The sequence below is a fragment of the Franzmannia qiaohouensis genome (assembly GCF_031451695.1).
Lineage (GTDB): Bacteria > Pseudomonadota > Gammaproteobacteria > Pseudomonadales > Halomonadaceae > Franzmannia > Franzmannia qiaohouensis.
The window spans coordinates 23,154-47,841 of the sequence record NZ_JARWAM010000013.1; the positions used below are offsets into that span (position 1 = coordinate 23,154).

22 protein-coding genes and 1 pseudogene are annotated in these 24,688 nt (G+C 68.2%); 7 read left to right on the plus strand and 16 right to left on the minus strand.

Features of this window, described 5'->3' with window-relative positions:
• Nucleotides 1–5: 5 nt before the first annotated feature.
• The 9 genes from QC821_RS16635 to QC821_RS16675 all read right to left on the minus strand — a co-directional run bounded on the left by QC821_RS16635 (nucleotide 6) and on the right by QC821_RS16675 (nucleotide 9,150).
• Nucleotides 6–779, minus strand: a complete 774-nt coding sequence (locus QC821_RS16635) for an enoyl-CoA hydratase-related protein (protein WP_309723878.1) — start codon at nucleotides 777–779, stop codon at nucleotides 6–8.
• 12 nt (nucleotides 780–791) lie between these two features.
• Complete coding sequence (locus tag QC821_RS16640) at nucleotides 792–1,640, minus strand: 3-hydroxybutyryl-CoA dehydrogenase (RefSeq protein ID WP_309723880.1); 849 nt, start codon at nucleotides 1,638–1,640, stop codon at nucleotides 792–794.
• A 67-nt stretch (nucleotides 1,641–1,707) separates the two neighbouring features.
• The gene (locus QC821_RS16645) at nucleotides 1,708–3,102 is read right to left on the minus strand and encodes an MFS transporter (RefSeq protein ID WP_309723881.1); all 1,395 of its coding nucleotides are present in this window, start codon (nucleotides 3,100–3,102) and stop codon (nucleotides 1,708–1,710) included.
• Between the two features lie 177 nt (nucleotides 3,103–3,279).
• Nucleotides 3,280–4,908 carry a BCCT family transporter gene (locus QC821_RS16650; RefSeq protein ID WP_309723882.1) on the minus strand — a complete coding sequence of 543 codons (1,629 nt, stop codon included), beginning with the start codon at nucleotides 4,906–4,908 and terminating at the stop codon, nucleotides 3,280–3,282.
• 16 nt (nucleotides 4,909–4,924) lie between these two features.
• On the minus strand, nucleotides 4,925–5,518 hold the full coding sequence (locus QC821_RS16655; RefSeq protein WP_309723885.1) for an ABC-type transport auxiliary lipoprotein family protein: 594 nt from the start codon (nucleotides 5,516–5,518) through the stop codon (nucleotides 4,925–4,927).
• Nucleotides 5,515–6,456 carry an MlaD family protein gene (locus tag QC821_RS16660; RefSeq protein WP_309723887.1) on the minus strand — a complete coding sequence of 314 codons (942 nt, stop codon included), beginning with the start codon at nucleotides 6,454–6,456 and terminating at the stop codon, nucleotides 5,515–5,517. The genes QC821_RS16655 and QC821_RS16660 overlap by 4 nt, the downstream gene beginning before the upstream one ends.
• A gap of 3 nt (nucleotides 6,457–6,459) precedes the next feature.
• A complete protein-coding gene (locus QC821_RS16665; RefSeq protein WP_309723888.1) occupies nucleotides 6,460–7,272 on the minus strand; it encodes an ABC transporter ATP-binding protein in 813 nt (270 codons plus the stop codon).
• Nucleotides 7,272–8,402 carry an MlaE family ABC transporter permease gene (locus QC821_RS16670; RefSeq protein WP_309723889.1) on the minus strand — a complete coding sequence of 377 codons (1,131 nt, stop codon included), beginning with the start codon at nucleotides 8,400–8,402 and terminating at the stop codon, nucleotides 7,272–7,274. The genes QC821_RS16665 and QC821_RS16670 overlap by 1 nt, the downstream gene beginning before the upstream one ends.
• 79 nt (nucleotides 8,403–8,481) lie before the next feature.
• On the minus strand, nucleotides 8,482–9,150 hold the full coding sequence (locus tag QC821_RS16675) for a class I SAM-dependent methyltransferase (RefSeq protein WP_309723890.1): 669 nt from the start codon (nucleotides 9,148–9,150) through the stop codon (nucleotides 8,482–8,484).
• Between the two features lie 79 nt (nucleotides 9,151–9,229).
• Here QC821_RS16675 and QC821_RS16680 point away from each other — a divergent pair, with 79 nt between their 5' ends.
• Together QC821_RS16680 and QC821_RS16685 are read left to right on the plus strand one after the other, a co-directional pair.
• A complete protein-coding gene (locus tag QC821_RS16680) occupies nucleotides 9,230–9,607 on the plus strand; it encodes a DUF4870 family protein (RefSeq protein WP_309723892.1) in 378 nt (125 codons plus the stop codon).
• A gap of 3 nt (nucleotides 9,608–9,610) precedes the next feature.
• A complete protein-coding gene (locus tag QC821_RS16685) occupies nucleotides 9,611–10,543 on the plus strand; it encodes a lysophospholipid acyltransferase family protein (protein WP_309723894.1) in 933 nt (310 codons plus the stop codon).
• A 281-nt stretch (nucleotides 10,544–10,824) separates the two neighbouring features.
• Here QC821_RS16685 and QC821_RS16690 read toward each other — a convergent pair whose 3' ends face one another.
• Complete coding sequence (locus QC821_RS16690; protein WP_309723895.1) at nucleotides 10,825–12,270, minus strand: mannose-1-phosphate guanylyltransferase/mannose-6-phosphate isomerase; 1,446 nt, start codon at nucleotides 12,268–12,270, stop codon at nucleotides 10,825–10,827.
• Nucleotides 12,267–13,892 (minus strand): alkaline phosphatase, encoded by a 1,626-nt coding sequence (locus tag QC821_RS16695; protein WP_309723897.1) that lies wholly within the window; start codon nucleotides 13,890–13,892, stop codon nucleotides 12,267–12,269. Before QC821_RS16695 ends, QC821_RS16690 begins: the two co-directional genes overlap by 4 nt.
• Before the next feature lie 122 nt (nucleotides 13,893–14,014).
• Here QC821_RS16695 and QC821_RS16700 point away from each other — a divergent pair, with 122 nt between their 5' ends.
• From QC821_RS16700 to QC821_RS16715, 4 genes are read left to right on the plus strand one after another with little or no spacing between them, the layout of a single operon-like run.
• A complete protein-coding gene (locus QC821_RS16700; RefSeq protein WP_422720124.1) occupies nucleotides 14,015–15,556 on the plus strand; it encodes an OpgD/OpgG family glucan biosynthesis protein in 1,542 nt (513 codons plus the stop codon).
• Nucleotides 15,543–17,453, plus strand: coding sequence for a glucans biosynthesis glucosyltransferase MdoH (mdoH, locus tag QC821_RS16705; protein ID WP_309723898.1), 1,911 nt, complete (start codon nucleotides 15,543–15,545; stop codon nucleotides 17,451–17,453). The genes QC821_RS16700 and mdoH overlap by 14 nt, the downstream gene beginning before the upstream one ends.
• Nucleotides 17,453–18,256, plus strand: coding sequence for an FkbM family methyltransferase (locus QC821_RS16710; protein ID WP_309723900.1), 804 nt, complete (start codon nucleotides 17,453–17,455; stop codon nucleotides 18,254–18,256). Before mdoH ends, QC821_RS16710 begins: the two co-directional genes overlap by 1 nt.
• Entirely contained in the window at nucleotides 18,253–19,071 is an 819-nt protein-coding gene (locus tag QC821_RS16715; protein WP_309723902.1) for a creatininase family protein, read from the plus strand. Before QC821_RS16710 ends, QC821_RS16715 begins: the two co-directional genes overlap by 4 nt.
• Nucleotides 19,072–19,225: 154 nt before the next feature.
• Here the strand turns inward: QC821_RS16715 and QC821_RS16720 are convergent, their stop codons facing one another.
• Nucleotides 19,226–20,362: a GTP cyclohydrolase II gene (locus QC821_RS16720; protein WP_309723904.1), complete on the minus strand. Its 1,137-nt coding sequence runs from the start codon at nucleotides 20,360–20,362 to the stop codon at nucleotides 19,226–19,228.
• A gap of 152 nt (nucleotides 20,363–20,514) precedes the next feature.
• Here QC821_RS16720 and QC821_RS16725 point away from each other — a divergent pair, with 152 nt between their 5' ends.
• On the plus strand, nucleotides 20,515–21,399 hold the full coding sequence (locus QC821_RS16725; protein WP_309724044.1) for a RibD family protein: 885 nt from the start codon (nucleotides 20,515–20,517) through the stop codon (nucleotides 21,397–21,399).
• Nucleotides 21,400–21,465: 66 nt separating this feature from the next.
• Here QC821_RS16725 and QC821_RS16730 read toward each other — a convergent pair.
• The 4 genes and pseudogenes from QC821_RS16730 to QC821_RS16745 all read right to left on the minus strand — a co-directional run.
• A pseudogene (locus QC821_RS16730) lies at nucleotides 21,466–22,389 on the minus strand (lysylphosphatidylglycerol synthase transmembrane domain-containing protein); the annotation flags it as partial.
• Nucleotides 22,338–23,222 (minus strand): class I SAM-dependent methyltransferase, encoded by an 885-nt coding sequence (locus QC821_RS16735; protein ID WP_309723906.1) that lies wholly within the window; start codon nucleotides 23,220–23,222, stop codon nucleotides 22,338–22,340. The gene QC821_RS16735 and the pseudogene QC821_RS16730, both read right to left, overlap by 52 nt.
• Nucleotides 23,219–24,286 (minus strand): glycosyltransferase family 4 protein, encoded by a 1,068-nt coding sequence (locus QC821_RS16740; RefSeq protein WP_309723908.1) that lies wholly within the window; start codon nucleotides 24,284–24,286, stop codon nucleotides 23,219–23,221. The genes QC821_RS16735 and QC821_RS16740 overlap by 4 nt, the downstream gene beginning before the upstream one ends.
• Nucleotides 24,286–24,684 carry a 6-pyruvoyl trahydropterin synthase family protein gene (locus QC821_RS16745; RefSeq protein ID WP_095621241.1) on the minus strand — a complete coding sequence of 133 codons (399 nt, stop codon included), beginning with the start codon at nucleotides 24,682–24,684 and terminating at the stop codon, nucleotides 24,286–24,288. The genes QC821_RS16740 and QC821_RS16745 overlap by 1 nt, the downstream gene beginning before the upstream one ends.
• Nucleotides 24,685–24,688 lie beyond the last annotated feature (4 nt).

Sequence of the window (24,688 nt, forward strand, 5' to 3'; positions counted from 1 at the left end):
TCCGATCAGAAGTTCGGCTTGCGCTTGTCGACGAAGGCGCCCATGCCTTCGCGCTGCTCGTAGCCGGCAAAGGCCAGGGCAAACAGTCCTGTTTCCAGCGCCAGGGCGCTGTCGAGGTCCTGGTCGTGGCCGTCGTGGACCGCCTGCTTGGCGCCACGCACCGCCTGGGGACCGTTGCCGCCGAGCTGCTTAGCGAGCCGTCCGACGTAGGCGTCGAGCTCGGCCTGGGGCAGCACCTGGTTGACCAGGCCGATGCGCAGCGCCTCCTGGGCGTCGATCTTGCGCCCGGTGGTGACCAGGTCCAGCGCCATGGCCGGGCCGACCCGGCGCGGCAGGCGCTGGGTACCGCCGAAGCCAGGGATCACCCCCAGCGCCACCTCGGGCTGGCCGAAGATGGCGTTGTCGCTGGCCACCGCCCAGTCGCAGGCTAGCGCCAGCTCGCAACCACCGCCGAGGCAGAAGCCGTTGACCAGCGCCACCACCGGCACCGGCAGTGCTTCCAGCCGCTTCAGCGTGGCCAGGCCGCGCTGGGCGAAGTCCCGCGCCTGGGCGGCGCTTAGCTCGCGCATCTCGGTAATATCGGCCCCCGCCACGAAGGCCTTGTCGCCGGCACCGGTGATCACTACCCCGCGCAGGCCGGGCTCCGCCTCTAGTGCATCGAGCTCGGCGGCCAGGGCGTCGAGCACCGCGCTGTTGAGCGCGTTCAGCGCCTTGGGCCGATTGACGGTCAGGCAGACGAGGCCGTGGCGTTCGCTGCGTTCGATCAGGTTATCGCTCATCACTCGCTCCACTCAGTCGTAGACGTGGAAACCGCGGCCGCTCTTGCGGCCCAGATAACCGGCGGCGACCATGCGCCGGAGCAGCGGGCAGGGGCGGTACTTGGGATCGCCGAAGCCCTGCTGCAGCACCTCCATGATCGCCAGGCAGACGTCGAGGCCGATCAGGTCGGCAAGCTGCAGCGGTCCCATGGGATGGGCGGCGCCGAGTTTCATGCTGGCGTCGATATCGTCGGCGCTGGCCACGCCCTCCTGGAGCAGGAAGGCGGCCTCGTTGATCATCGGCACCAGCAGGCGATTGACGGCAAACCCCGGGGCGTCGGCGATCAGCACCGCGGTCTTGCCGAGGCGCTCGGCGAGGTCCTGCACCGCCTCGACGGTGGCATCCGAGGTCTGTTCGGCGCGAATTACCTCGACCAGCTTGAGAACCGGCACCGGATTGAAGAAGTGCATGCCGACCACCCGCTCGGGGCGTTCGCAGACCGCCGCCAGCCGGGTCAGCGACAGTGACGAGGTGTTGGAGGCAAGGATGGCATCCGGCGCCAGGGCGTCGAGGTCACGGAACAGGCGCTCCTTGAGCTCGGGATCCTCCGGCGCCGCCTCGATGATCACCTGGCAGCCGGCCAGGCCATCCAGCTGGGTCGTGCTGGTCAGCCGCGCCAGGGCCGCCTGGCGCTCGGCGTCATCGAGCTTCTCCTTGTCGACCAGCTTGGCCAGGCGCTTGTCGATGGCCGCCTGGCCGCGTTCGAGGGACGCCTCGACAACATCACACAGCACCACCTGGAAACCGCTGGCAATGGCCACCTGGGCAATGCCCTGGCCCATGGTGCCGGCGCCGACCACGCCGATCGTCAATTCACTCATCGCTCGCTCCTGTTGCGCTGCACATAAGGCCTATACGGTGCCTGGCAAGCGCCACCACGGCAAGCCATTAGCCGCGCGACGGTGAGTCATCACCATGCGGGCCGGCTTCGGCGTCGACGTCGAAGTAGTCGATGTGCGCGGCGTCTTCACGCGGCGGACCGACCAGCGGTTCGGCCACCTCGACATCGGGCACCACCGCCGAGAGATCCTCGGCGTGCTCGTGCTCGATGGCGCCCTGCATCAGTTCCTCGGTCACCCCCAGCTCGGCACCCACCGAGGTCATCGGCGTGCTCGGCGCGAACGGCGCCACCGGCAGCGGCGCCGGGCGCACGCTGCGACGCCAGACAAAGAACGCCACCAGCATCAGCCCCAGTGCGCCCAGCGACCAGAACAGGCCGCCGTCGCCCACAGCGCTCATCACCGGCGTGATCAGCGGCGGGCTGAGCGTCGAGCCGATGGCGTTGATCAGCAGCAGGCCCTGGCTCATGCGCACCAGCGCGCCGGCCGGGGCGCGGTCGGCGGCGTGGCTCACTGCCACCGGGTAGAGCGCGAACACCCCACCGCCGAGCAGGAACAGCAGACCGGCCAGCAGCCAGGTATTGAGCGGCAGCCACAGCATGCCGGCCGAAATCACCACACAGAAGGCGCCGATCAGGATCAGCACCTGCTGGCGATCGTGACGATCCGACCAGCGGCCAATGGGGTACTGCAGCAGCATCGCACCCACTACCACCACTGCCATCATCTGGCCTATCTGGTTGACCGACAGGCCCACCCGCTGCAGATAGAGCGGCAGCAGGCTGTAGATCGCCGCCACCAGCAGGCCCGAGCCGAAGCTGCCCACGACGCCAGTAGGAGTAACGGTGATCAGCCGCCACGGCGACAGCGGCTCGGCGTGCTCGATCAACGGCGAGACCCGCGGGATCATCGCCATAGGCAGCACCGAGAGTGCCGCCAGCATGCCGATCACCATGAACGGCTGGGTGACCCCGGCGGCGTCGGTGACCCCGAGCAGCAGCTGGCCAATGGCGCCAGCGGCGTAGAGCGAGATCATGTACATCGCCAGCAGCCGGCCGCGCACCTTCTGGTCGCCGGAGGTCAGCAGCCAGCTCTCGATGACCAGATAGACGCCCACCGTGGCCCAGCCACCGATCAGGCGCAGCAAGAACCAAGCGTAGGCATCCAGCCACAGCCCCTGCAGCAGCACGGTGACCGCGACGATGGAAGCAAAGCAGCCGTAGGCGCGGATATGGCCAATGCGCAATAGCAGCCGGTCGTTGAACACCGCGCCCAGCGCCAGGCCGATGAAGTAGGCCGAGGAGACCCAGCCGATGACCACCGGCGAGTAGCCGGCATCATCGAGACGCAGGGTGATCAGGGTGGCGAGGAAGCCGTTACCGATACCGAGGATGAACAACCCCAGCAGCGGCGCCAGCGCCATAGAGAGTAGTTGCCGCGACATGAATTCAGCCTCACAGGCATGAGAATCGACAGGAAAAAGCGTGGCAGAGATTGCCAATGAATGCCTGCCGGGTCAGCCGTATGCAGGGAGACGCGGGGAATATACACCCGGCCATAGAGAAGTCAATGGCTGTTTAGAAGCCGCTCATCGAGCGGCCCCCTGGGCATGGCTTAGCGCTCAATGGTGAAGATGGCGCTCATCCGGCGACACCGGCGTCGCCTGGATCCCCGCATCATCGAGATCCACCCACGGCTCGCGTGGCGCTTCGGTGCGCGCCCCGGTACGTGCGGCAAAACGCTCGCCGTGCAGCGCCTTTAGCAGCCCCACCACCATCAGGATCACCACCACCGAGAACGGCAAGGCCGCCATGATCACCGCCGACTGCAGCGTTTCCAGCCCACCGGCGAGTAGCAATACCGCCGTCAGCAGGCCCAGCACCACGCCCCAGATGATGCGATGCCCGGTAGGCGGCTCGGGATCACCGCCGGCAAGAATGGTGTTGATCACCAGGGTCCCGGCATTGGCGGAGGTGATCAGGTAGGTGGCAATCAGCACCACCAGTACCGCCGATACGCCGACGCCAACAATGCCCAGGTCCATGGCGGCCACCGTGGCGAACAGCGCGGTGGCCACATCGTCGTCAACGGCCTGGATGATTCCCCCTGCGCCAAAAAGCTCGTGATAGAGCGCGGTGCCACCGAACAGGCCAATCCAGATAATGGTGATCACCGTGGGCACCAGCAATACGCCCATCACGAACTCGCGAAAGGTGCGCCCCCGCGAGACCCGCGCAATGAACATGCCGACGAAAGGCGACCAGGCCAGCCACCAGCCCCAGAAGAACACCGTCCACTCGGACTGCCAATCATCGGCAATGGTGGCATTGGTATGAAAGGTCATGCCCAGCAGGTTTTGCAGATAGTCGCCGGCGGATTCGATGGTCAGGGCAATCAGGTACTGGGTCGGGCCGAACAGCAGCATGAAGACCACCACCGCGATACTCAGCCAGAAGTTGGCCTCCGAGAGCAGACGCACGCCGCGCTTGACGCCGGAGACCACCGACAACGTTGCCACGCTCATGATGACGGCGGTGATGACCAATTGGAGGGTGACCGATGACGACAGTCCGAATACCGCGTCCAGTCCAGCATTCATTTGCTGGACACCCAGCCCCAGCGTGGTGGCGATCCCGAATACCGTGCCGAACACCGCCAGCAGGTCGACCAGGTCCCCCAGCATGCCATGGGTGCGCTTACCCAGGATCGGCTCCAGCCCGGAGCGCACCGTCAGCGGCAGATTGCGGCGATAGGCGAAGTAGGCCAGCACCAGCGCCACAAACGAAAAGATCGCCCACCCATTGAGCCCCCAGTGAAAGTAGGTCAAGCGCATTGCCAGCCGCGCCGCCTCCGGGCTCATTCCATCGGCCACAAAGGGGTTTTCCTGAAACTGCATGATCGGCTGGGCCACCGCCCAGAACAGAATCCCCACCCCCGTACCGGCGGCAAACAGCATCGAAATCCAGGAGAAGAAGGTGAACTCTGGCTGCTCGTTATCCCCTCCCAAGCGGACGTTCTTGAAGCGCCCGACGCCCAGCCAGATCATGAACAGCAATAGAAAAGCCACCAGCAGGACGTAGTACCACTCGAGAAAGGGGTTCACCAATCCACGCACACGCTCGAGGAGCTCGGCCAGATGCTCGGTAAAGAAGGCCCCGTACACCAGGGCTGCCCCCACCATGATGATGGCGATCAGCGTAACCCGAGCATTCATCCCCTTGAACAATCCCGCAGAGGCTTGGCGATACATCACGTCTCCTCGCTTATCAATCGACTGTCCACTCGACCAGCTCACCGGCGAGCCTTTCAGTGGCACGCCAGAGCGCCATCACGGCCTGTTCGACGGCAGCGTCGTCGAGCGCCTCGCGCACCTCGAAGCGTTGACTGCGCACGATGCGGTTGCGCGCGATATCGACCAGATGAGCATCGAAGACGATCATGGCGAAGGGTTCACCCTGCTCATACTGGACCCGGTAGGCGCGCAGCTGCCCGCCTAGCTGCAGGTCCGCGGCAACGCCCTGCTGGTCGGAGACCACGCGCGCCAGGCGGCCGTCACGCAGGAAGGCCTCCATCAGATGATCGCGCAGCATCACTGGCACAGGGGCGTTCCAGCGCGCCTGGCCATAGCTCTGGAGGGTGATCGGGTCGGGCGCCACCACGATGTCCATGCCGCCCTGCACCTCATCGACGGCAGGCCTGGCGACTCTCAATACCCTCTCGCTTGCCGGCGCTTGACTGGCCGCGAGCTGCGATGCCGGGAGCTGATAGACCTGGCGCGGCTCACGCTCGGGAAATACCGTACACCCCACGAGCAGCAGCAGTGTCGCCAGGACGCTCAGTTTAGCGGTGACATGTCTCATGGATTGAACTCCGGTAAGCGCTCGCGTCCCAGCATGTAGCCGGCCGGGTCGCTATCGAACTGGCGGGTGGTGCGTTCGATCGTGTTGACCGCATCGCGAAAATCGCGAATCGCCGGCTCGAGAGCATTGACCCCCTGCAGCCCCTGCTCGATGGAGCCGCGATTGTCGTTGAGGATCTCTTCCACCGAGGTCATTACGACATCCAGGCGGCGCATGACATCGGCCACACTGCGCATCGTCTCTTCGCCATGCACGTCCAGCATCCGGCTGGTATCGATGACCAAACTATCGAGACGCTGGAACACCTGGTCGGCAGAGTCGGTCGCACTGGCCAGGTTGCTCACGGCGTCTCCCACTTCCTCCTGGTTGTCGAGGGCAAAACGGCTTAGCGCTTCGACGTTGCCGAGGATCATGGCAATGCTATTGGCGTTCTCTTCCGAGAACATCTGATTGACATTGTCGACCAGCGAGTTAACGCCAGCCACGGACGCTTCCCAGTTGGTGCGCAGGCGTGCAAACGGCGAGGGCTCGGCAATGATGACCGGCACCTCGCCGTCCCGCTCGGCCACCAGCGGCGGCCCGCTCAAGGAGTCGGTACTCAGCTGGATATGCGATGAGCCGGTGATACTGGTCATGGCGATACGCGCCTGGGTATCGGTGGTCACCGGCGTATCGGCAGCCACCGTAATGCGCGCGATGACCTGGGTCGGATCATTCTCATCGATACGCAAGCCGCTGACCGACCCGACGCGCAGGCCGTTGTACTCGACGCGGCTGCCGTCGGATAGGCCGCTCACCGCCTCCTGGAAGACCACATCGATGGGACGCGTCTCGCGCTCATCGCCGAACCTGACCAGCCATAGGCCAAACAGCGCCGTGGCAGCGATGAGCAGCAGGGTAATGCCACCGATCATGATGTGATTGGCACGTGGCTCCATCGCTCAAGCCTCCCTTGCCGAGTGTTTGGCCAGCTGGGCACTGCGCCCACGAGGACCATGGAAATAGTCACGAATCCACTCGTCATCGGTCTGTTCGACGACGCTCAGAGTATCGGCGACCAGCACCCTCTTGCCGGAGAGCACGGCGATCCTGTCGCACGTGGTATACAGCGTGTCGAGATCGTGGGTCACCAGGAAGACCGTCAGCCCGAAGGCGTTTCTCAGCGTCAGCAGCAGCTGATCGAAGGCCGCGGCGCCGATGGGATCGAGCCCGGCGGTGGGCTCGTCGAGAAACAGGATGTCGGGGTCCAGGGCCAGCGCCCGCGCCAGGGCAGCGCGCTTGATCATGCCCCCGGAGAGCGCCGAGGGCGACAGCTCACCGGCATGCGCCGGTAGTCCCACCAGCGCCAGTTTGACCGCGGCCAGCTGCTCGGCCTCGGCACGCGGCAGGTTCAGGTGCTCACTCAGCGGCAGCGCCACGTTCTGGGTGACGGTCAGCGAAGAGAATAGCGCGCCCTGCTGGAAGAGCACGCCGCAGCGCCTCTCCAGCAGCACGCGCCGACGCTCGGATAGCTGGTCGAGACGCTCGCCCAGCATCACTACCTCGCCGCCACTTGGCCGCACCAAGCCGACGATGCTCCGTAGCAGTACCGATTTGCCGCTGCCTGAGCCCCCCACCACGCCGAGGATTTCCCCCTGCATGACGTCGAGATCGAGATGCTCGTGCACCACATGCTCAGCGAAGCGATTCTGCAGTCCACGCACCTGGATGATCGCGTCTCCGGGCTCAGGCAGGCGTTGCTGTTTATCACTCATTACCAGCCCATCTCCATGAAGAACAGGGCCGCCAGCGCATCGACCAGGATCACCACGAAGATGCTCTGCACCACGCTCGAGGTGGTGTGCTGGCCAACCGACTCGGCGCTACCGCTGACCCTGAAGCCCTCCCGACAGCCGATCACGGCGATCAGGAAGGCAAACACCGGCGCCTTGCCCATCCCCACCAGGAAGTGCTGCAGCGGCACGTCGCGGTAGATGGCCATGATCCGCCCCAGCGGGATCTCGAGGGACAGCAGCGCCACCAGTCCCCCGCCCACTAGCCCCGACAGCAGGCCGACGAAGGCCAGCAGCGGTAGCGTGATCAGCAGCGCGAGCACCCGCGGCAGCACCAGCCACTCGGCCGGATCGAAACCTTGCACGCGCAGCGCATCGATCTCCTCGTTGACCTTCATCGAGCCGATCTGCGCGGTAAAGGCGCTGGCGGTTCTGCCGGCCACCAGGATTGCCGCCAGCAGCACGCCAAATTCACGCATGAAGGAGTAGGCGACCAGGTCGACGGTATAGACGCTGGCACCGAAGGCGTCGAGCACCGTGGCACCCAGAAACGCCACTACCGCGCCGATCATGAAGGTCAGCAGGGCCACGATCGGTAGCGCATTCAGGCCGGTATTCTGGATCTGGCTCATCAGCGCATTGACCCGCCAACGGCCCGGTCGCAGCGCTACCCGCGCGGCGACAGTGAGCGTCAGCCCGATAAAGCCGAGCAGACCGACGAGGTTTTGCAGGTTCAACTGCACGGCCCTGCCGATGCCCGCCAGACCATCGCCAAGCAGCGTCGTCTGTTGCGCTACAGGCTGCTGCTCGGCCTTGTCGAGGGCATCGCAGACCATGCGCAGCAGCGCACGGCGCTCATCGCTGAGCGAGGTGTCGCTCGCGGCCAGGGCGCGCAGGCGCGCTACGCCAAGCAGGCGCGCAAACAGCACGACGCCGGCGGTGTCCAGCCTCTGGACCTGGGCAAGCTCGAGCGTTTCAGCTCCCCGCCAGCGCTCGACCTCTCGGCACAGCGTGGCGTAGTAGGCCAGTGTCCAGTCGCCGGTCGCTACCAGGCGCGGGGGGCGCTCACCGTTGGTCTGCTGCAGAGAGCCCGGACTACCTTCCGATTGCATCGCTATTCCCTTAGGCGTTGCGCGTGGTGATGATTGGCAGAGACCTACACTACCACGCTGGAAGGAGGGAAAATCTGCGTCAGGTCATGCGGCGATAGCGTTTAGGGTCGCGGCGCATCATCACCACGTCAGCCGCCGGAAATACCACCTGCATCCCCAGATGCTCGGCCAGCCATTCGAAGGTAGCTTCACTGTAGAAGCACACATGGGTGGGGTCGAGGATATAGTGCCAGCTGGCGAAGGCCGCGCGGTCGCGCGGCCGCTTGGTCATCAGCCCCAGCCAGCCAGCAGGTCGCAGCAGCGCCACCAGCCGCTCGAGTTCGCGGCCGGGGGCCGCCAGGTGCTCGACCACCTCGGTGGCGGTGATGAAGTCGTACTCCCCCGCCAGCACCGCGCTGTCCGGCGCATAGTAGGGATCATAGATGCGCATCGGGTGGCCGGCCTCCTCGAACATTACCGACAGCGTCGGCCCCGGGCCGCTGCCGAAGTCGAGGCCGCGAGCCCCGGGGGCCAGCTCGGCGGCCAGCGGCGTGAACAGGCGCGACAGGAAACGTCGGTAGCCGGCGTCATCCGGCGAATTCTGGTGCTGGTCGTAGACCGCGCGCTCCTCTGCCGGCGCCAGGTGGTAGGCAGGCGGCACGAAGATCAGCGCGCAGCGCGGGCACTGCAGGTAGTCGCGCCGCTGGTCGCGGTGATAGTGGCTGCAGTGGGCGGCACCGCACAGCGGGCAGGTGGGGCTCTCGGTCATGACGGCGGCTCGGTGCTGGCATCGGCGGATAGGGCGGGTATCATGAAGGCCCATATGGTAACGCCTCAAGGATGACCCGATGAATGATACCGTCACTCCCGAGCCCAATCCGGTCGAACCGTCGAATGGGCCGGATACCACCATCCCCATCGTGGTCTATGTGCTGCATCTGGCAGGAATCGCCACCGGCGGGTTGACCTCGCTGATCGGCGTGGTGATCGCCTACGTCTACCGCGGCAAGGGCCCCGACTGGCTCGACGAGCACTACCGCTTCCAGATCCGTACCTTCTGGATCTCGCTGGTCTACTTCCTGCTGGCCGGCATCCTGACCCTGATCGCCATCGGCTTCGTGCTATGGCTGGTGGTCGTGGTGTGGCTGGTGATTCGCTGCGTCAAGGGTATCAAGGCCCTGCAGGCCCAGCGCGCCCCGGACAACGTCGACACCTGGCTGTTCTGAACCATGAGCCGTAAGCCACGCTCCAGCGCCTCGCCGCTTCAGGCCAAACTGATTGCCGGGATCTGGCGCAGCCTGGCCGGCTGCCGCCTGGGCCTGCTGTGGCGGCTGGCGCGCATCGCCGGACCGCTGGTACACCGTTTCAGCCGTCGCGAGCGCGAGGTCACCGAGATCAACCTGGCCGAGGTCTACCCCGAGCAGAGCGACGCCGAGCGTCGCCGGCTGGCCCGCAGCAGCCTCGCTCACTCCACCGCCACCATGCTTGAGCTGGGCTTCGCCTGGATGGCCGAGCCGGGCCGCGTGGAACGCTCGATCATCGATGTCCACGGTCGCGAGCTGCTCGATGACGCCCGCGCCGAGGGCCGCGGGGTCATCGTGCTGGCGCCCCACTTCGGCAACTGGGAGGTGCTCAACTTCTGGCTGTCGAGCCACTTCCCGTTCACCGCCATGTACGAGCCTCCCAAGATCGAGCGCCTCGACCCGGTGATTCGCCACGGCCGCGAACGCATGGGCGCCAGCCTGGTGCCCACCAACCCGCGCGGCGTGGCGGCGCTGCTCAAGGCGCTCAAGCGCAGCGAGGCGGTGGGCATCCTGCCCGACCAGGAGCCGGACTGGGGCAGCGGCGTGTTCGCCCCCTTCTACGGCCGCCTGGCCTATACCGCCACCCTGCTGCCCAAGCTGGTCGCCCGCACCCAGGCGCGGGTGGTCACCGGGGTGGCGCAGCGGGTGCCGGGCAAGGGCTTCGTGATCCACTTCCTGGCCGCCGACACACGGGTCTACGAGACCGACGAGACCGCCTCGGCGGCCGGCGTCAACGCCTGCGTGGAGGCCGCCATTTCCTTGGAACCGGCCCAGTACCAGTGGGAATACAAGCGCTACCGCAAGGTGATCCAGGAGCAGCAGGGGCATCCCGACCACCCCTCATTCCGACTTTATTAATCTCCCGAGAAACGCTGAATAAATCGTCGAGCGGGATGAAGCGGCTAGGTTCGTTCCCGACGAACCAACGCACTTCCCACATCCCTGTGGGGCGCAAAGCGCACGGAGCACAGTACCGAGCGAAGCGACAAACATCCGGAGGATGGTCCCGAAGGGGCGAGAAGCCGAAGGCTGCGAGTCAACCGGAGCCTATGGGGTATAGGTGAGGATTCCGACCGGGCTGGCGCACCAGCACCGCGCAACGCCGTGATTCGCCCGCGCAGACATTTATGCAGTGTTTCTTAGCCGCGGCCGTAGAGATCCTCGAACCGCACGATATCGTCCTCACCCAGGTAGCTCCCCGACTGCACCTCGATCAGCTCCAGCGGGATCTTGCCGGGGTTCTCCAGACGGTGGGTGGCGCCGATGGGGATATAGGTCGACTGGTTCTCGCTGAGCATGAATTCGCGCTCATCGAGGGTCACCCTGGCGGTGCCGCTGACCACCACCCAGTGCTCGGCGCGGTGATGGTGCAGCTGCCGCGAGAGGCGCCCCCCCGGCGCCACCGTGATGTGCTTGACCTGGTAGCGCTGGCCGCGCTCGATGGCCTGATAGCTACCCCAGGGCCGATGTACCCGAGGATGCTCGATCGGCTCCTCGCGCCCCGCCGCCAGCAGCCCCTCGACCAGCGTCTTGACCTCCTGGCTGCGCCGACGATCCGCAACCAGCACCGCATCCTGGGTCACGACGATCACCAGGTCCTCTACCCCCAGGGCACTGACCAGGCGCTGCTCGGCGTGTACCAGCAGCCCGCGGCAGTCGTGCAGCTGCACATCGCCATGCACGGCATTACCGCGCTCATCCTTGGCGCTGGCCTCCCACAGCGCCTGGAACCCGCCGATATCCGACCAGCCGGCGTCCAGCGGGACCACTGCCGCGCGACTGGCATGCTCCATCACCGCATAGTCGATGGAGTCGGCAGGACTTGTCCGGAACGCCTCGGCGTCGAGGCGCAGGAAGTCGAGGTCCTCGCGGGCAGCGTCCAGCGCGGCACGGCAGGCGGCGAGCATGGCCGGCTGGCGCGTCGCCAGCTCGTCGAGGTAGCGCGAGGCGCGGAACACGAACATGCCGCTGTTCCACAGGTAGTCGCCGCTGGCCAGGTACACCTCGGCGGTGGCGCGGTCGGGTTTCTCGACGAAGCGCGACAGGCGGTACCCCGACTCGCCCAGCGCCGCACCTCGCTGCACATAGCCGTAGCCGGTCTCGGCGTATTCGGGCACCACGCCGAAAGTCACCAGCTCACCGCTTGCCGCCAGGCTCGCCGCCGCCGCCACGCTCGAGCGGAACGCCTGGTCATCACGGATCAAATGGTCGGCGGGCAGCACCAGCAGCAGCGGATCGCTGCCATCGCGACATGCATGAAGCGCCGCACAGGCAATCGCCGGGGCGGTATTGCGCCCCTCCGGCTCGAGCAGCAGGGTGGCATCGCCGACCCCGGCCTCGCGCAGCTGCTCGGCGAGCAGGAAGCGATGCGGCTCGCTGCCCACCACCAGCGCAGGCGCCAGGCGCAAACCAGCCAGGCGCGCCAGGGTCTGCTGCAGCAGGCTGCGGGGAGCAGCGTCGGGGGCCTGCCCACCCGGCAACCCGCCCAGGGTCAGGAACTGCTTGGGGTAGTGCTGGCGCGACAGCGGCCACAGCCGGCTGCCGCTGCCGCCGGCGAGAATCACCGGGGTCAAGGACTCGCTCATGGCGTGGCTCCTGGGCGTCGTTGATCGTTATCCAGCGGGGCGAGCTCGGCGCCGGGTTCTCCAAAGTCTTCGTGCAGCCAGCCGCGCAGGCGGTCCATCCCTGCCGCGCCCTCCGACGGCGGCGGCACGCTGCCCGGCACGAAGCCGCGTTCGAGGAACGGCGCCAGCAGCGCGGCGTCGCCGCTGATGATATGCACCGGCACGCCGAGGCTGGCGCCCTCGCCGGTGATCAGCGGCGCGGCCTGATGGTCGCCGAGCATGATCAGCAGGGTATTGTCGTCCACCGCCCGTTCGGCCCAGCGAGCGGTAGCCTTGACCGAGTAGTTGACCGACCAGGCGTAGTGATCACGGATGCGCTCGATATCCTGCCACAGCACCTCGGGCGGGTCGCCGGCATGCTCCCAGGGGGCGAACAGGCTGCCGTCAGCGATCAGCTCCCAATCCTCGAGCACCGGCAGGATCGGCGTCCAGGGCGCATGACTGGAGATCAGCGCCATCTGGGTAAACAGCGGCGCAGCTTGCGGCCCGCGAATGCGCCGCTGGTAGTAGTCGAGCACGAATTGGTCGGGCATGGTCACCCAGTGTAGCGGCGGGCCGGCGTAGTCGATGTCGGCGGCGGCGTAGATGTCGTCGAAACCGTAGGCCTCGCCCTCCGGCCAGAGCATGGTGATGGCCGGCATCAGCGTCTGGGTTCGCTGGCCGGTGGCGCGGAAATCATCCACCAAAGTGGCCTGTTCGCTGTCGAGCAGCAGCCGGTACCACAGCTGGTTGTCGATCCATAGCCCGCTCAGCGCGGTGGCATGCGCCAGCCACGACTGGCCGCCGCGAATCGGCGCGTCGAGCACCCCGGACACCACCGAGAGTCCGGCCGCGGCCAGTCTCTCCTCCATCTCGGCCAGGGTCGGCAGCAAAACATGCGAGTAGCGTGCATCCTCCAGCGCGGCAACGCCGTATGACTCGATAAAGGCCAGGATCACATCGCGCTCCTCGAGCCCCGGCAGCGGCCGGGCCGGGCTCGGCGATTCGGCGAGTCGCTCACTAAAGGCCTGGCGGGCGCGGTGGGTGGCCACCACCTGCTCGGCCTGGTAGCGCCAGGTATCGATCAGCGGCGTGCGTGCCGCAGGCAGCAGCCGGGTGCCGGCGATCTCCAGCCCGGCAAGCAGCGTGACGCCGGCCAGCAGCGAGGCCAGCAGCCAGCGCCACGCTCCAACAGGCCGCGCTGCCAAAGCATTCGCCAGCAGCCGCGCCACGCCCCAGGTCACGATCGCGATCAGCAGCGCGCCGCCGACCATGGCCAGCACGGCGGCGACCTGGCCGAGGTTGCCCTGCAGCAGATGGTAGACGGCGCGCAGCAGCGGCAGGTCAAGGTAGACGTTGAGCGAGCGCCCCAGCGCCAATTGGGCGGCGGCCTCGCCGAGCCCGGCCAGCACACCGGCCATCACCAGGGCCACCGCCAGCCCGCGCAGCGCAAGGCTCCAGGCAGCCAGCGGCAGCAGCGTGAACAGCGCCGCCAGCCACCACGCCTCCCAGGCGATCAGTCGCGGCGTGACCTCGGTATACCGCCACCACAGCGGAATCAGCACTAGGATGTTGAGTAGCAGGCCGCTGATCAGCCAGCGCATGGGCACGAAATCCTTTTTTTATAGGTGGCAGCTGAATAAAACATGTACTGTAATTGAAATATGTACAAGTTATGTCTCGTTTTAATTTCCCTCACCCTGCCAAGGAGACGCCGTTGAACCGCATGACACGCACCGCCCTGGGATGCGCCTGCTGGTGGTTGGCGATGCCCTTGGCCAGCGCCGAGGAGAGCACTCAGCGCCACTTCGAAGCAGTCATCGAACGCGCCGCAGCGCTTGCCGACGAACCGCACGACAGCAGCCGCGCAACGCTGCCAGCGGCACTGCGCAATCTCGATTATGACACCTATCGCCAGATCCGCTTTCGCGGCGACCAGGCGATCTGGCGCGACGACGGGCTGTTCTCGGTGCAGCTGTTTCACAGCGGCTTCCTGTTCGATACGCCGGTGACCCTGCATCTGATTGAGGAGGGGGAGAGCCGTCGCCTGGATTTCTCCAGCGACGACTATAACTACGACGGCGACGCCGAACGCCTGCTCGACGCCGATCTCGAGGGCGCAGGGCACGCCGGCTTCCGGATTCACTACCCCCTCAACCGCGGCGACTACGCCGATGAGTTCGCGGTATTCCTCGGCGCCAGCTACTTCCGCCTGGTCGGCCGCGACCAGGGCTACGGGCTCTCGGCGCGCGGCCTGGCCATCGACACCGCAGCGCCGCACGGCGAGGAGTTCCCGGCCTTCCGCGAATTCTGGCTGGTAAAGCCGGATGAGGATGCCACTCAGATGAGCGTGCTGGCGCTGCTCGACAGCCCGTCGCTTGCCGGTGCCTACCGCTTCGACATCCACCCCGGGCGCGACGTGGAGGTGGAGGTCGACGCCCGGCTGTTCGCCCGTCGCGACGTGGCCAAGCTCGGCGTGGCGCCGCTGACCAGCATGTTCACCCACGGCGACACCAGCCCCTACGGCGCCGACGACTTCCGCCCGCGGGTCCACGACTCCGACGGCCTGGCGATGCGCACCGCCGCCGGCGAGTGGATCTGGCGGCCGCTCTCCAATCCGCGCCGGCTGCGCATCTCGGGGCTGCAGGACGAGTCCCCGGGGGGCTTCGGACTGGTACAGCGCGAGCGTGACTTCGACGCCTACCTGGATATGGAAGCACGCTACGAGCGACGCCCCAGCCAGTGGGTCGAGGCGCTGGGCGGCGACTGGGGGCGCGGCAGCGTCGAACTGGTGGAGATTCCTACCGACACCGAGACCAACGACAACATCGTCGCCTACTGGGTACCCGAGCAGCCGCTCAACGCCGGCGAGTCGCGGCGCTTTCACTACCGCACCCAGACCTTCGGCGCGCGCCTCGACGAACAGCGCCAGGCCAGCGTGATACGTACACGCAGCGGCTGGGCGGCGATCCCCGGGCAGAGCGACCCGCCGCCGCGCAGCCGGCGCCAGTTCATCGTCGACTTCCACGGCGGCGAGCTGTCCGGCCTGGATGCCAGCCAGCCGGTAGAGGCCGAGCTCTCGACCCTTCAGGGTGATATCCACCAAGTACAGGTCCAGCGCCTGCCCGACGGCGAGACCTGGCGCGCCAGCTTCCGCGTCCAGCCCCAGGGCCGCCAGCCGGCGGACATGCGCCTCTTCCTGAGCCTGCGCGGCTCGCCGATCAGCGAAACCTGGAGCTATGTCTGGTACCCCGATGAGCTACGCTGACCCGGCGCCGCGCCAGCCCTTGCTGTGGCTGCGCAGGCTGGCCCTGGCCGTATTGGTACTGGCCAGCACCGCGCTGGGCGTGGCGACCATGTTCCGTATCCTCTACGACGGCGGCCTGGGCATATTGCAAGCCGCGGTGCTGGGGCTGTTCGCGATCACCTTCGGCTGGATCGCACTGGCCTTCTGGACCGCCCTGATCGGTTTCGTGATCAGCCTCGCGCGTCGCGATCCGCTGACCCTGGCACGCCAGGCCCCGCCGGCAACAGCAGCGCTGGCCTCGCGCACTGCGCTGGTCATGCCGATCTACAACGAGGATCCGGCACGCGCCCTGGGCGGCCTCGAGGCGACCTGCCATGACCTGCTGGCCAGTACCGACCAGGACCTCCACGACCGCGTCGAAGCCTTCGTGCTCAGCGACACCCGCGACGACGCCATCGCCGCCGACGAACGCCGCCATGTCGCCGCGCTGCGCCAGCGCCTGGCCGGTCGGCTTGCGCTCCACTACCGGCGCCGCGCCGATAACGCTGGCCGCAAGGCCGGCAACCTGGCCGAGTTCTGCCGCCGCTGGGGGCGCCGCTATGACTACCTGGTGGTGCTCGACGCCGACAGCGTGATGGGCGGCCCTGGCCTGCTGCAGATGATCAGTACCATGCAGCGCGAGCCCGAGCTCGGCCTGCTGCAGACGGTGCCGATCCCGATCCGCCAGCACACCCTGTTCGGCCGCTTCACCCAGTTCGCCGCGGCGCTCTACAGCCCCATGCTGGCCGCCGGCCAGGCCTTCTGGCAGGGCGACTGCGCCAACTACTGGGGCCACAATGCGATCCTCCGCACTCGCGCCTTCATGGCCCACTGCGGCCTGCCACGGCTGTCCGGACGCCCGCCGCTGGGCGGCGAGATCCTCAGCCACGACTTCGTCGAGGCCGCGCTACTGCGCCGCGACGGCTGGCGGGTGCGCCTCGACGTGGGCATCCAGGCGAGCTTCGAGGAGCTGCCCGGCAACCTGCTCGACTATGCCCGCCGCGACCGTCGCTGGACCCAGGGCAACCTCCAGCACCTGCGCCTGCTGTTCGCCAGTGGCCTGCACCCGATCAGCCGCCTGCATTTCGCCATGGGCGCACTGGCCTACCTCTCCTCGCTGCTGTGGGTACTGATGCTGGGGCTGAGCAGCGCCGATGCCATGCTCAACGCCTTGAGCCGCGAGCGCTTCTTCAGCGACACCTACCAGCTGTTCCCCGACTGGCCGCTGGACACCAGCGCCATGGTCATGCCGCTGCTGGCGCTGACCGCCGCCATGCTGCTGCTGCCCAAGCTGTTCGGCCTGCTGCTGGCACTCTGGCAAAACCCGGCGGCGTTCGGCGGCCGCTGGCGGCTGAGCGCCAGTGCGCTGCTGGAAATGCTCCATGCGATCCTCATCGCACCGCTGATGATGGCCTTCCACAGCGCCTTCGTGATCGGCATTCTGGTCGGTAGCAGCGTCGGCTGGGACCCGCAGACCCGCGAGGGCCGGCCGGTGGCATGGCGCCAGGCACTCGCCCATACCCGTGCCGCGACGCTGCTCGGCGGCGCCTGGGCGCTGGCCATGTACCAGTTCACGCCGAGCTTCTTCTGGTGGCTGACGCCGGTGTGGGCGGGCCTGATCAGCGCCCCGCTGCTGGTGCGCCTGTCAGGCAGCCAGCGCCTCGGCAACGGACTGGCGCGAGCTGGGCTATTGGCGGTACCCAGCGACGTGCAGCCCGCCGCGGTACTGACGCGGCTCGACGCGCCCCTATCGCTCCCCACCCCCGCTGAAGCCGCCGGCGTGCCGCCCGAGCAGCCAGGCGACATGCCCCTCCAGCACCTGGGCTGGCGCCGCCAGCGACCAGCACGTCACCGACCACCGCTCAAGGAACCACACTGATGCCCCACGCCATCGCCTCTCCTCCAGCGCTGCTGGAGCGCGCCAAGGCCGCTATGGGCCTGGCTCGCTCACTGGTGGTGTACTGGCGCCCGGGGCGCCAGCGCGGCCTGCAGCGACTCTACGGAGAGTTCCTGGCCCCCGGCGACCTGGCGTTCGATATCGGCGCCCATCTCGGCGATCGCACCGCCGCCTTCCAGGCGCTGGGCGCCGAGGTGGTGGCGCTGGAGCCGCAGCCGGGGTTGTTTCGCTGGCTGGTACGCCTGATGGGCGAGCGCCGCGGCCTGGTGCTGATGCCGCTGGCCGCCGGCCCCGAGGAGGGCGAGGCCGAGATCGCCATCAGCGTCGCCAATCCCAGCGTCTCGACCCTGGCGCGCCACTGGCGCGAACGCATCGGCCGCGACAACCCCGGCTTTCGCCAGGTACGCTGGGAGCGCCGAGTGACGGTGACGGTGACCACCCTCGACGCCCTGATCGCGCGCTTCGGCGTGCCGCGCTTCATCAAGGTCGATGTCGAGGGCTTCGAAGCCGACGTGCTGGCCGGCCTCAGCCAGCCGGTAGAGGCGCTATCGGTGGAGTTCGTGGCCGGCGCGCTGGACGTTGCCGAGGCCTGCGTGGCACGCCTCGAGGCGCTCGGCGACTACCGTTTCAACGCCATCCAGGGCGAGCGCCGGGCGTTCCTCTGGGGCGAGTGGCGCAGCCCCGCGCAGATACGTGCCTGGCTCGCAGATGGCGCCGACGGCCTGGCCTCCGGCGATCTGTATGCCCGTCGACAGCCCAGCCCTATCTCCGGAGAGACGCCATGACCACCCTCTGCCACTGGGCCGACCTGACCAGCGCGGGCCTCCGTGCACTGGCCGCCGAGGATCCGGTGGCGATCCTGGTGCTGGGTGCCATCGAGCAGCACGGCCACCACCTGCCGCTCTCCACCGACCTCGATATCGGGCTGGGCCTGCAGCAGGCCACCCTCGACGCCCTTGCACGGCGCCCCGCCGAGACAGGCGCTGAGCGTCACGTGGTATGTCTGCCGCCGCTGGCGGTGGGCGCCAGCGAAGAGCACGCCAGCTACCCCGGCACCCTGAGCCTGCCGCCGGCCTTGGCCATCGCCACCCTGGAGGCCTACGGCGACAGCCTGGCCCGGGCCGGCATTCGCCGCCTGCTACTGCTCAACAGCCACGGCGGTAACAAGGCGGTAATGGACCTCGCCGCACTGGCCCTGCGCCGCCGCCACGCCATGCTGGTGGTCAAGGCCACCTATACCCGACTGGCGCCGCCGCCCAGCGACTGGCTGCCCGCCGAGGAACTGCGTCACGGCCTCCACGGCGGGGCCCTGGAAACCGCCATGATGCTGCATCTGGCGCCGCACAAGGTGACGCAGGCGGCAGCCGCTCACCCGCCGGCGAGCAGCGAAACCCTGGCCGCTGCGGGCAAGGTGGTGGGTCCCGAGGGCGAGGCGGCCTTCGCCTGGCTGGCCGAGGACCTGCACGCTGATGGCGTCGCCGGCAACGCCACCCTGGCCGACGCCGCGCTGGGCGAGCGGCTGGTGGCGCACTACGCCGAACGGCTGGCCGAGGTGGTGATCGAGACCCAGACGCTATCGCTACCCGGCTGGGCGCAGTAAGGGCTAACGCGACAACGAAGACCGGGGAAAGGCCGAAGAGGAGGTTTCGATGCCATGGATGGCATCGGTAGCGCCCAAGGATGGTTTACAGCGCCTCCTCGCAGGGCTTTCGCCCAGTCCCATAGCTATATGCAACAGGACTGAGGAGCCAAGACTACTTACAGGCCGAGGAGCGTGACGCATCGGCCTGCAGCACATCGTCCAGCAGGTGGCCAGAGCGCTCGGCCTTGGCACTCAGGTAGCGGCGATTGTGATCGGTGAGCCGGCCATACAGCGCCTGGCGCTCCACCACCTCGATGCCGCCGGCCTCCAGCGATGCGATCTTCAACGGATTATTGGTCAACAGCTGGACGCGCTGGATGTGTAGCGCAGCGAGCATGTCCACCGCCGCGCGGTAGTGCCGCTCGTCGTCGCCGAATCCCAGCACCTGGTCGGCGTCCACGGTGTCCAGGCCACCATCCTGCAGGGTGTAGGCACGCAGCTTGTTGGCCAGGCCGATACCGCGCCCCTCCTGGGCCAGATAAAGCAGTACCCCGCCGCCCATCGACTCGATGTCGGCCACCGCGTTGCGCAGCTGCTCGCCGCAGTCGCAGCGCAGACTGCCGAACAGATCGCCGGTCAGGCACGCCGAGTGCAGGCGCAGCGGCACTGCCGGCTGCCAGTCGCCGGGCTCACCGATCACCACCGCGACGTGCTCACGCAGCCCATCCGGCTCACGAAACAGGATGAAACGGCTCTCGGTGGCCTCGGCCAGTGGAATCCGCGCCTCGCTGACACGCTTGAGCAGGCCCGCCGCGCTGTCGAAGCAGCCCAGCGCCGCCTCGGCCTCGACGCTCAGCCACTCGCCGGCATCGATACGCGCCTGGGCGGCACTGCGCGCCGCGCCGGTCAGCTTGAGGGTGAGCGCTGCGGGAATCAGCAGCGCGCGGCGCATCAGCGCCAGGGCACCGCGCTCCCCGGCATCCGCCGGCTCGGCCAGTGCCGCCACCCGCGGCTCGGCCTGGGCGCCGAACGCCAGGCGCTCCAGGCGCGCCAGGTCCAGCGGACCGCAGCCGCTCAGCGGCAGTCGCAGCACCTCGGCCTGATGGGCGTCAGGCTCGGCGCCGAGTACCGCCAGACGATGCCGACTGACCACCAGCGCTGCCTCCGCCTGTAGCTCCTCCAGACGGCTCGCCTGCAGCCCTTCCAGCGGCTGAATCAGCGTCGCCGTGTCGGCGTCCTGCAGTACCACTGGTACGCCGCGGCGAAGATCGAAGATAGCGCGCTCGACGTGATGTCCTGTACGTGGCATGTAGCCTCCTTGTCGCCTCAACCGCGTAGGCGTATGGCACTGAGGGTAGTGAATCGAAGTACGGGCGCAACAGCGCCACGGATGCATGGGACTTGTGCCGCCCGCGGGGGCTGCCCATGATGAGGAACGTTTCTGATCGAGAGAGGCCGTGCATGAGCCAGCCCACCGCGCCCGCGGCGCCGCAACGCGACGACAGCCAGCTGAGCCTCGCCTGGCAAGCGCTGCAGACGGCGCGTGACCACCCCTGGGAGCGCGAGCCCAAGCTTGTCATCCACCGCGACAGCGCGCGTGTGACGCTGGTCCGCGGCGGCCAGTGGCATGCCGAGCCGGCATTGGGCAGCGCCGCCGGGGCCCTGCTCGACAGCCTGCTGCCGCTGGTCTGCGATGCCGGGCCGCGGGTGGTCGCCCAGCTCGGCCAGAGCCTCGACGGACGCATTGCCACCCACAGCGGCCACTCCCACTACATCAACGGCGTCGAGAGCCTGGTTCACCTGCACCGGCTGCGCGCCCTGGTCGATGCCGTACTGGTCGGTGCCGGCACCGCCGCGGAGGATGACCCGCAGCTCAGCGTGCGCCACGTCGAGGGTCGCCAGCCGCTGCGCGTGGTGCTCGACCCGCGCGGCCGGGTGTCCGCCGCGCAGCGGGTGTTCCAGGACCCGGCACTCGCCACCCTGCATCTGCTCGGCGAGGGCGTGGCGGCGCCCGACGGGGTCGGCGCTCATGTCTCCCGGCGCTGGCTGGCACGGGATACCGAGGGCCGTGTGGCCCCCCAGGCAGTCATCGCGGCGCTGCAGCAGGCCGGCTGCCGCAGGGTGCTGATCGAGGGCGGCGGTCAGACCGTGTCGCAGTTCATCGCCGCCGGCTGCGTCGACCGCCTGCATCTGCTGGTGGCGCCGCTGCTGATCGGCTCCGGGCGCCCGGGCCTGGTACTGCCGGTCATCGACACCCTCGACCAGGCGCTGCGCCCCGCGGCGCGGCGCTTCGACTGCGGCGCCGACACCCTCTTCGATCTCGCCCTGGGTCCCATCGCTGGCTGAGCCGGGCGCCACCGTGCGCTTTCGCTGCCACCAGCACAGCGCCCCGGGCAGGCTGGCCAGCAGCACCAGCAACCCATAGCTCATCGACACCGCGACGCCCTGCGCCGGCGGCAGCCCGACGCCCAGCCAGACCAGCGCCGCGGCACCCTCGCGAAAGCCCCAGCCGGCCACCGACAGCGGGATCAGCATCGCCAGCAGCACCGGCGGCAGCAGCGCCAGCAGGGTGGTGGCCGGCAGCTCGACGCCAATCGCCCGCGCTGCGCAGACGAAGATCGCGCCATAGCTCGCCAGTACCAGCAGCGAGCCGCCCACCTGAGCCGGCCAGGCACGGCGACTGAACAGCGCACGGTGCAGGTCGCCCCCCAGGCCCTTGGCCCAGGCCGGCGTAGTGAAATTCGCTCGACACAGCCCCCACCACAGCGCCGCGCCGAGCGCAGCCAGGCCGATTGCGACTGCAATTCCCATGCCCACCCCCGGGCGGGTCAGCAGTCGACCGAAGGCCGCATGCCACAGCGGCGACAGCGCCAGGATCAACAGCGTAACAAGCGCCAGCACCAGCTGGCCGGAGGCGCGCTCGATGACCACGCCACGCCATGCTGCGGCGCGCTGGCCGCTGGCCCGTGCATGGCGCCAGGCGCGGGCGGCGTCACCGATCACCGCGCCGGGCAGTACCTGATTGAGAAAGCTGGCCAGGTAGTAGTCGTTGATCGCGCGGCGCCAGCTCAGCCCCACCCCGAGGCGCGCTGCGGTAAAGCGCCAGCGCCACGCCGAGACCACCACCTGGGGCAGGCTGAACAGTAGTGCCAACAGCACCCAGCCGGGAGCCAGGCGCTGCACTTCGGCGGCCACCTCGGCGGCCTCCAGCCACACCGCCACACCCAACAGCATCGCCAGGCTGACCGTCAGACGCAGCAGGCCCTGCCGCCGCTGGCCGCGCATCAGGTGTCGCTCCCGGGGGGCGTCAGCAGCAGGTCGACGTGGCCGACCCATACCCCGCAGCGACCGTTGGCCAGATCCCGCTGGCGGGCCAGCTGCCAGGCCTCGGTGCGTGCCGCCTGGTCCGGGCACTGCTCGACCGCCGCCGCGGCCCAACCGGCCACCAGCGCCTGGCCCAGGGTCAGCGCCGCCTCGCTGCCCGGCGCCAGCTGCCACGGGCTGGCAGCACGCTCGACCCGATAGCCGTGCGCCTCGAAGGCGCTTGCCAGCGCCGCCGGAGCCTCTCCACCCAACGCCGCTCCCAGCCCCTTGTCGCGGCGCTGGTGGTCGCTGAACAGCCTGCGCACCCAGTCGTCTTCGGCGTCCTGGCGCGGCCCGCTGGCATCGCTGAACTGCCAGTCACCGTCGACGCTGAGGGTGAACAGCGCCGGCAGTCCACGGGACGCACAGGCCGCAGCCAGCGACTCGATCCAGGGCGTTGAGCAGAGATCGAACAGCGCCGAGGCGCAGACCAGCTCGACGCCGTCGAGCTGGTCTGCCAGCGCAGCGGCATCGGCCAGATCGATGCAGCGGCACTCGATGTCGGGACGCCGGCCGGCGGCATCTTCGCCACCGGCCAGCCGCTGGCGCGCCACCTCGAGCAACTCGGGGTCGTGGTCGACCAGCCGCCAGCGCTGGGGGCCGGGTAGCCGCGACGACAGATAGCCAGGATTGCTGGCCCGCCCGCAGCCCAGGTCGACCAGGGTCAGCGGGGCCGACGCCGAGACCCGGGCGCCGACCAGCCAGTCGCTGGCGCGCTCGGTTAGCGCGGCGCTGCGGGCGGCATGATCGGCCGCCTCGCGCAACGCCAGCCAGTCGTTGGCAAAACGGCTGCCCGGCGCATTCATTGAGACGGGCCTCCCAAGGCGGCGGCAAAGGCGTCACCCGCAGCCTGCCAGTCTGCCTGCTGGGCGCGTGCCGCGATGGCGCCACGCCGCAGCCGACGGCGCAGTCCGGCATCGTCTAGCCAGCGGCGCAGCTCGTCACGTAGCGCTTCGACGTCGCCCGGCGGCACCGCCAGCCCGGCCTCCTCGGGCAGGGTATGGCGCAGCGCGCCGCCGGTGGTGGTGACCACCGGCAGGCCGCGGGCCAGCGCTTCGGTGACCACCATGCCGTAGCCTTCGTAGTGGGAGGGCAGCACGAACAGGTCGGCGTCGCGGTAGGCCGCATCCAGGGCCTGGGGCTCACGCTCGCCGAGCAGCCGGAACTGCTCTGTCAGGCCATGCTCGGCGATGCTGGCGGCTACCCGCTCGACGTGGGCCGGATCGCGGTCGAGACCACCGATGCAGTCGCAGGTCCAGCGAGTGCCATCCAGCCCGGCCAGCGCCTCGACCAGCAAGTCGTGGCCCTTGCGCGGGGTCACGGTGGCCACGCACAGCAGCCGCTGGGGACGCCGGCTGTCTTCCAGATCGAGGGCACTGGGGGCAAGCGACGCCGGTTCGACGCCGGGCTCCACCACCTTAGCGGCGGCAATCCCGAAGTCGCGCAGTCGGCGGGCGGTGAAGCCGCTGGTACTGATCACCCGCGCCACCGCGGCCAGCGCTCGAGCCTCGCTGTCCAACAGCCGCACGCGAGTGGCTTCGTCGAGGCCGGTCTCGTCGGCCAGCGGATGATGCACCAGCGCGGTGAGGTCGAGGCGGGTGGCGTGCGCCGCAACCACCTCGGGCAAGCCGCCCATGGCCAGGCCATCGATGACGACGCGGCGATCGTCGGGCTGGGCGGCAAGCGCCGTCTCCAGGGCGTCCCGAGCACGCGCGTCAGGGTCGGGGAAGCGTCCCGCCAGGCCCACCACCTCGACCTGCCAGCCGCGCGCCTCGAGGGCGGCAACGATGCGAGCATCATAGACATAGCCACCGGTCAGCTGCCGCGGGTCGCCGGCGACGATCAGGCATAGATCGGGCGCTTGCGGCATTACAGCTCTCCTTCGTAGCTGGCCCAGGCGATATGCGATTCGTGGAGCGTCACCGTCAGCGCTTCCAGGCCACGCCCGCCCTCGCCGAGGCGCCCGTCGGCAATCGCCGCCGCGAGGCGCTCGAAGATGACCCGCGCCATGAATTCGGTGGTGGTATTACGCCCCTGGAACTCCTCCAGCTCGTCGAGGTTGTGAAAATTGAACTCAGCCAGCAGCGTCGACAGCGTCTCGCTGGCCAGGCCGATGTCGACGATCAGGTCATCGTCATCCAGCTCGCGGCGCTGGAACGTGACGTCGACCACGTAGGTGGCCCCGTGGGTGCGCTGCGCGGGGCCAAAGATATCGCCGCTAAAGCTATGGGCGATCATGAAGTGGTCACGAACGGTCAGGCGATACATGCAT

Excerpts from the sequence above, each read along its gene's own strand:
- QC821_RS16695 (WP_309723897.1), bottom strand. The coding sequence starts at position 13,892 with ATGCGCTGGCTGATCAGCGGCCTGCTACTCAACATCCTAGTGCTGATT.
- QC821_RS16710 (WP_309723900.1), top strand. The coding sequence starts at position 17,453 with ATGCCCCACGCCATCGCCTCTCCTCCAGCGCTGCTGGAGCGCGCCAAG.
- QC821_RS16675 (WP_309723890.1), bottom strand. The coding sequence starts at position 9,150 with ATGACCGAGAGCCCCACCTGCCCGCTGTGCGGTGCCGCCCACTGCAGC.
- QC821_RS16640 (WP_309723880.1), bottom strand. The coding sequence starts at position 1,640 with ATGAGTGAATTGACGATCGGCGTGGTCGGCGCCGGCACCATGGGCCAG.
- QC821_RS16690 (WP_309723895.1), bottom strand. The coding sequence starts at position 12,270 with ATGAGCGAGTCCTTGACCCCGGTGATTCTCGCCGGCGGCAGCGGCAGC.
- QC821_RS16745 (WP_095621241.1), bottom strand. The coding sequence starts at position 24,684 with ATGTATCGCCTGACCGTTCGTGACCACTTCATGATCGCCCATAGCTTT.
- QC821_RS16680 (WP_309723892.1), top strand. The coding sequence starts at position 9,230 with ATGAATGATACCGTCACTCCCGAGCCCAATCCGGTCGAACCGTCGAAT.
- QC821_RS16660 (WP_309723887.1), bottom strand. The coding sequence starts at position 6,456 with ATGGAGCCACGTGCCAATCACATCATGATCGGTGGCATTACCCTGCTG.
- QC821_RS16635 (WP_309723878.1), bottom strand. The coding sequence starts at position 779 with ATGAGCGATAACCTGATCGAACGCAGCGAACGCCACGGCCTCGTCTGC.
- QC821_RS16650 (WP_309723882.1), bottom strand. The coding sequence starts at position 4,908 with ATGTATCGCCAAGCCTCTGCGGGATTGTTCAAGGGGATGAATGCTCGG.
- QC821_RS16740 (WP_309723908.1), bottom strand. The coding sequence starts at position 24,286 with ATGCCGCAAGCGCCCGATCTATGCCTGATCGTCGCCGGCGACCCGCGG.
- QC821_RS16655 (WP_309723885.1), bottom strand. The coding sequence starts at position 5,518 with ATGAGACATGTCACCGCTAAACTGAGCGTCCTGGCGACACTGCTGCTG.
- QC821_RS16735 (WP_309723906.1), bottom strand. The coding sequence starts at position 23,222 with ATGAATGCGCCGGGCAGCCGTTTTGCCAACGACTGGCTGGCGTTGCGC.
- QC821_RS16645 (WP_309723881.1), bottom strand. The coding sequence starts at position 3,102 with ATGTCGCGGCAACTACTCTCTATGGCGCTGGCGCCGCTGCTGGGGTTG.
- QC821_RS16700 (WP_422720124.1), top strand. The coding sequence starts at position 14,015 with ATGACACGCACCGCCCTGGGATGCGCCTGCTGGTGGTTGGCGATGCCC.
- QC821_RS16720 (WP_309723904.1), bottom strand. The coding sequence starts at position 20,362 with ATGCCACGTACAGGACATCACGTCGAGCGCGCTATCTTCGATCTTCGC.
- QC821_RS16715 (WP_309723902.1), top strand. The coding sequence starts at position 18,253 with ATGACCACCCTCTGCCACTGGGCCGACCTGACCAGCGCGGGCCTCCGT.
- QC821_RS16665 (WP_309723888.1), bottom strand. The coding sequence starts at position 7,272 with ATGAGTGATAAACAGCAACGCCTGCCTGAGCCCGGAGACGCGATCATC.
- mdoH (WP_309723898.1), top strand. The coding sequence starts at position 15,543 with ATGAGCTACGCTGACCCGGCGCCGCGCCAGCCCTTGCTGTGGCTGCGC.
- QC821_RS16670 (WP_309723889.1), bottom strand. The coding sequence starts at position 8,402 with ATGCAATCGGAAGGTAGTCCGGGCTCTCTGCAGCAGACCAACGGTGAG.
- QC821_RS16725 (WP_309724044.1), top strand. The coding sequence starts at position 20,515 with ATGAGCCAGCCCACCGCGCCCGCGGCGCCGCAACGCGACGACAGCCAG.
- QC821_RS16685 (WP_309723894.1), top strand. The coding sequence starts at position 9,611 with ATGAGCCGTAAGCCACGCTCCAGCGCCTCGCCGCTTCAGGCCAAACTG.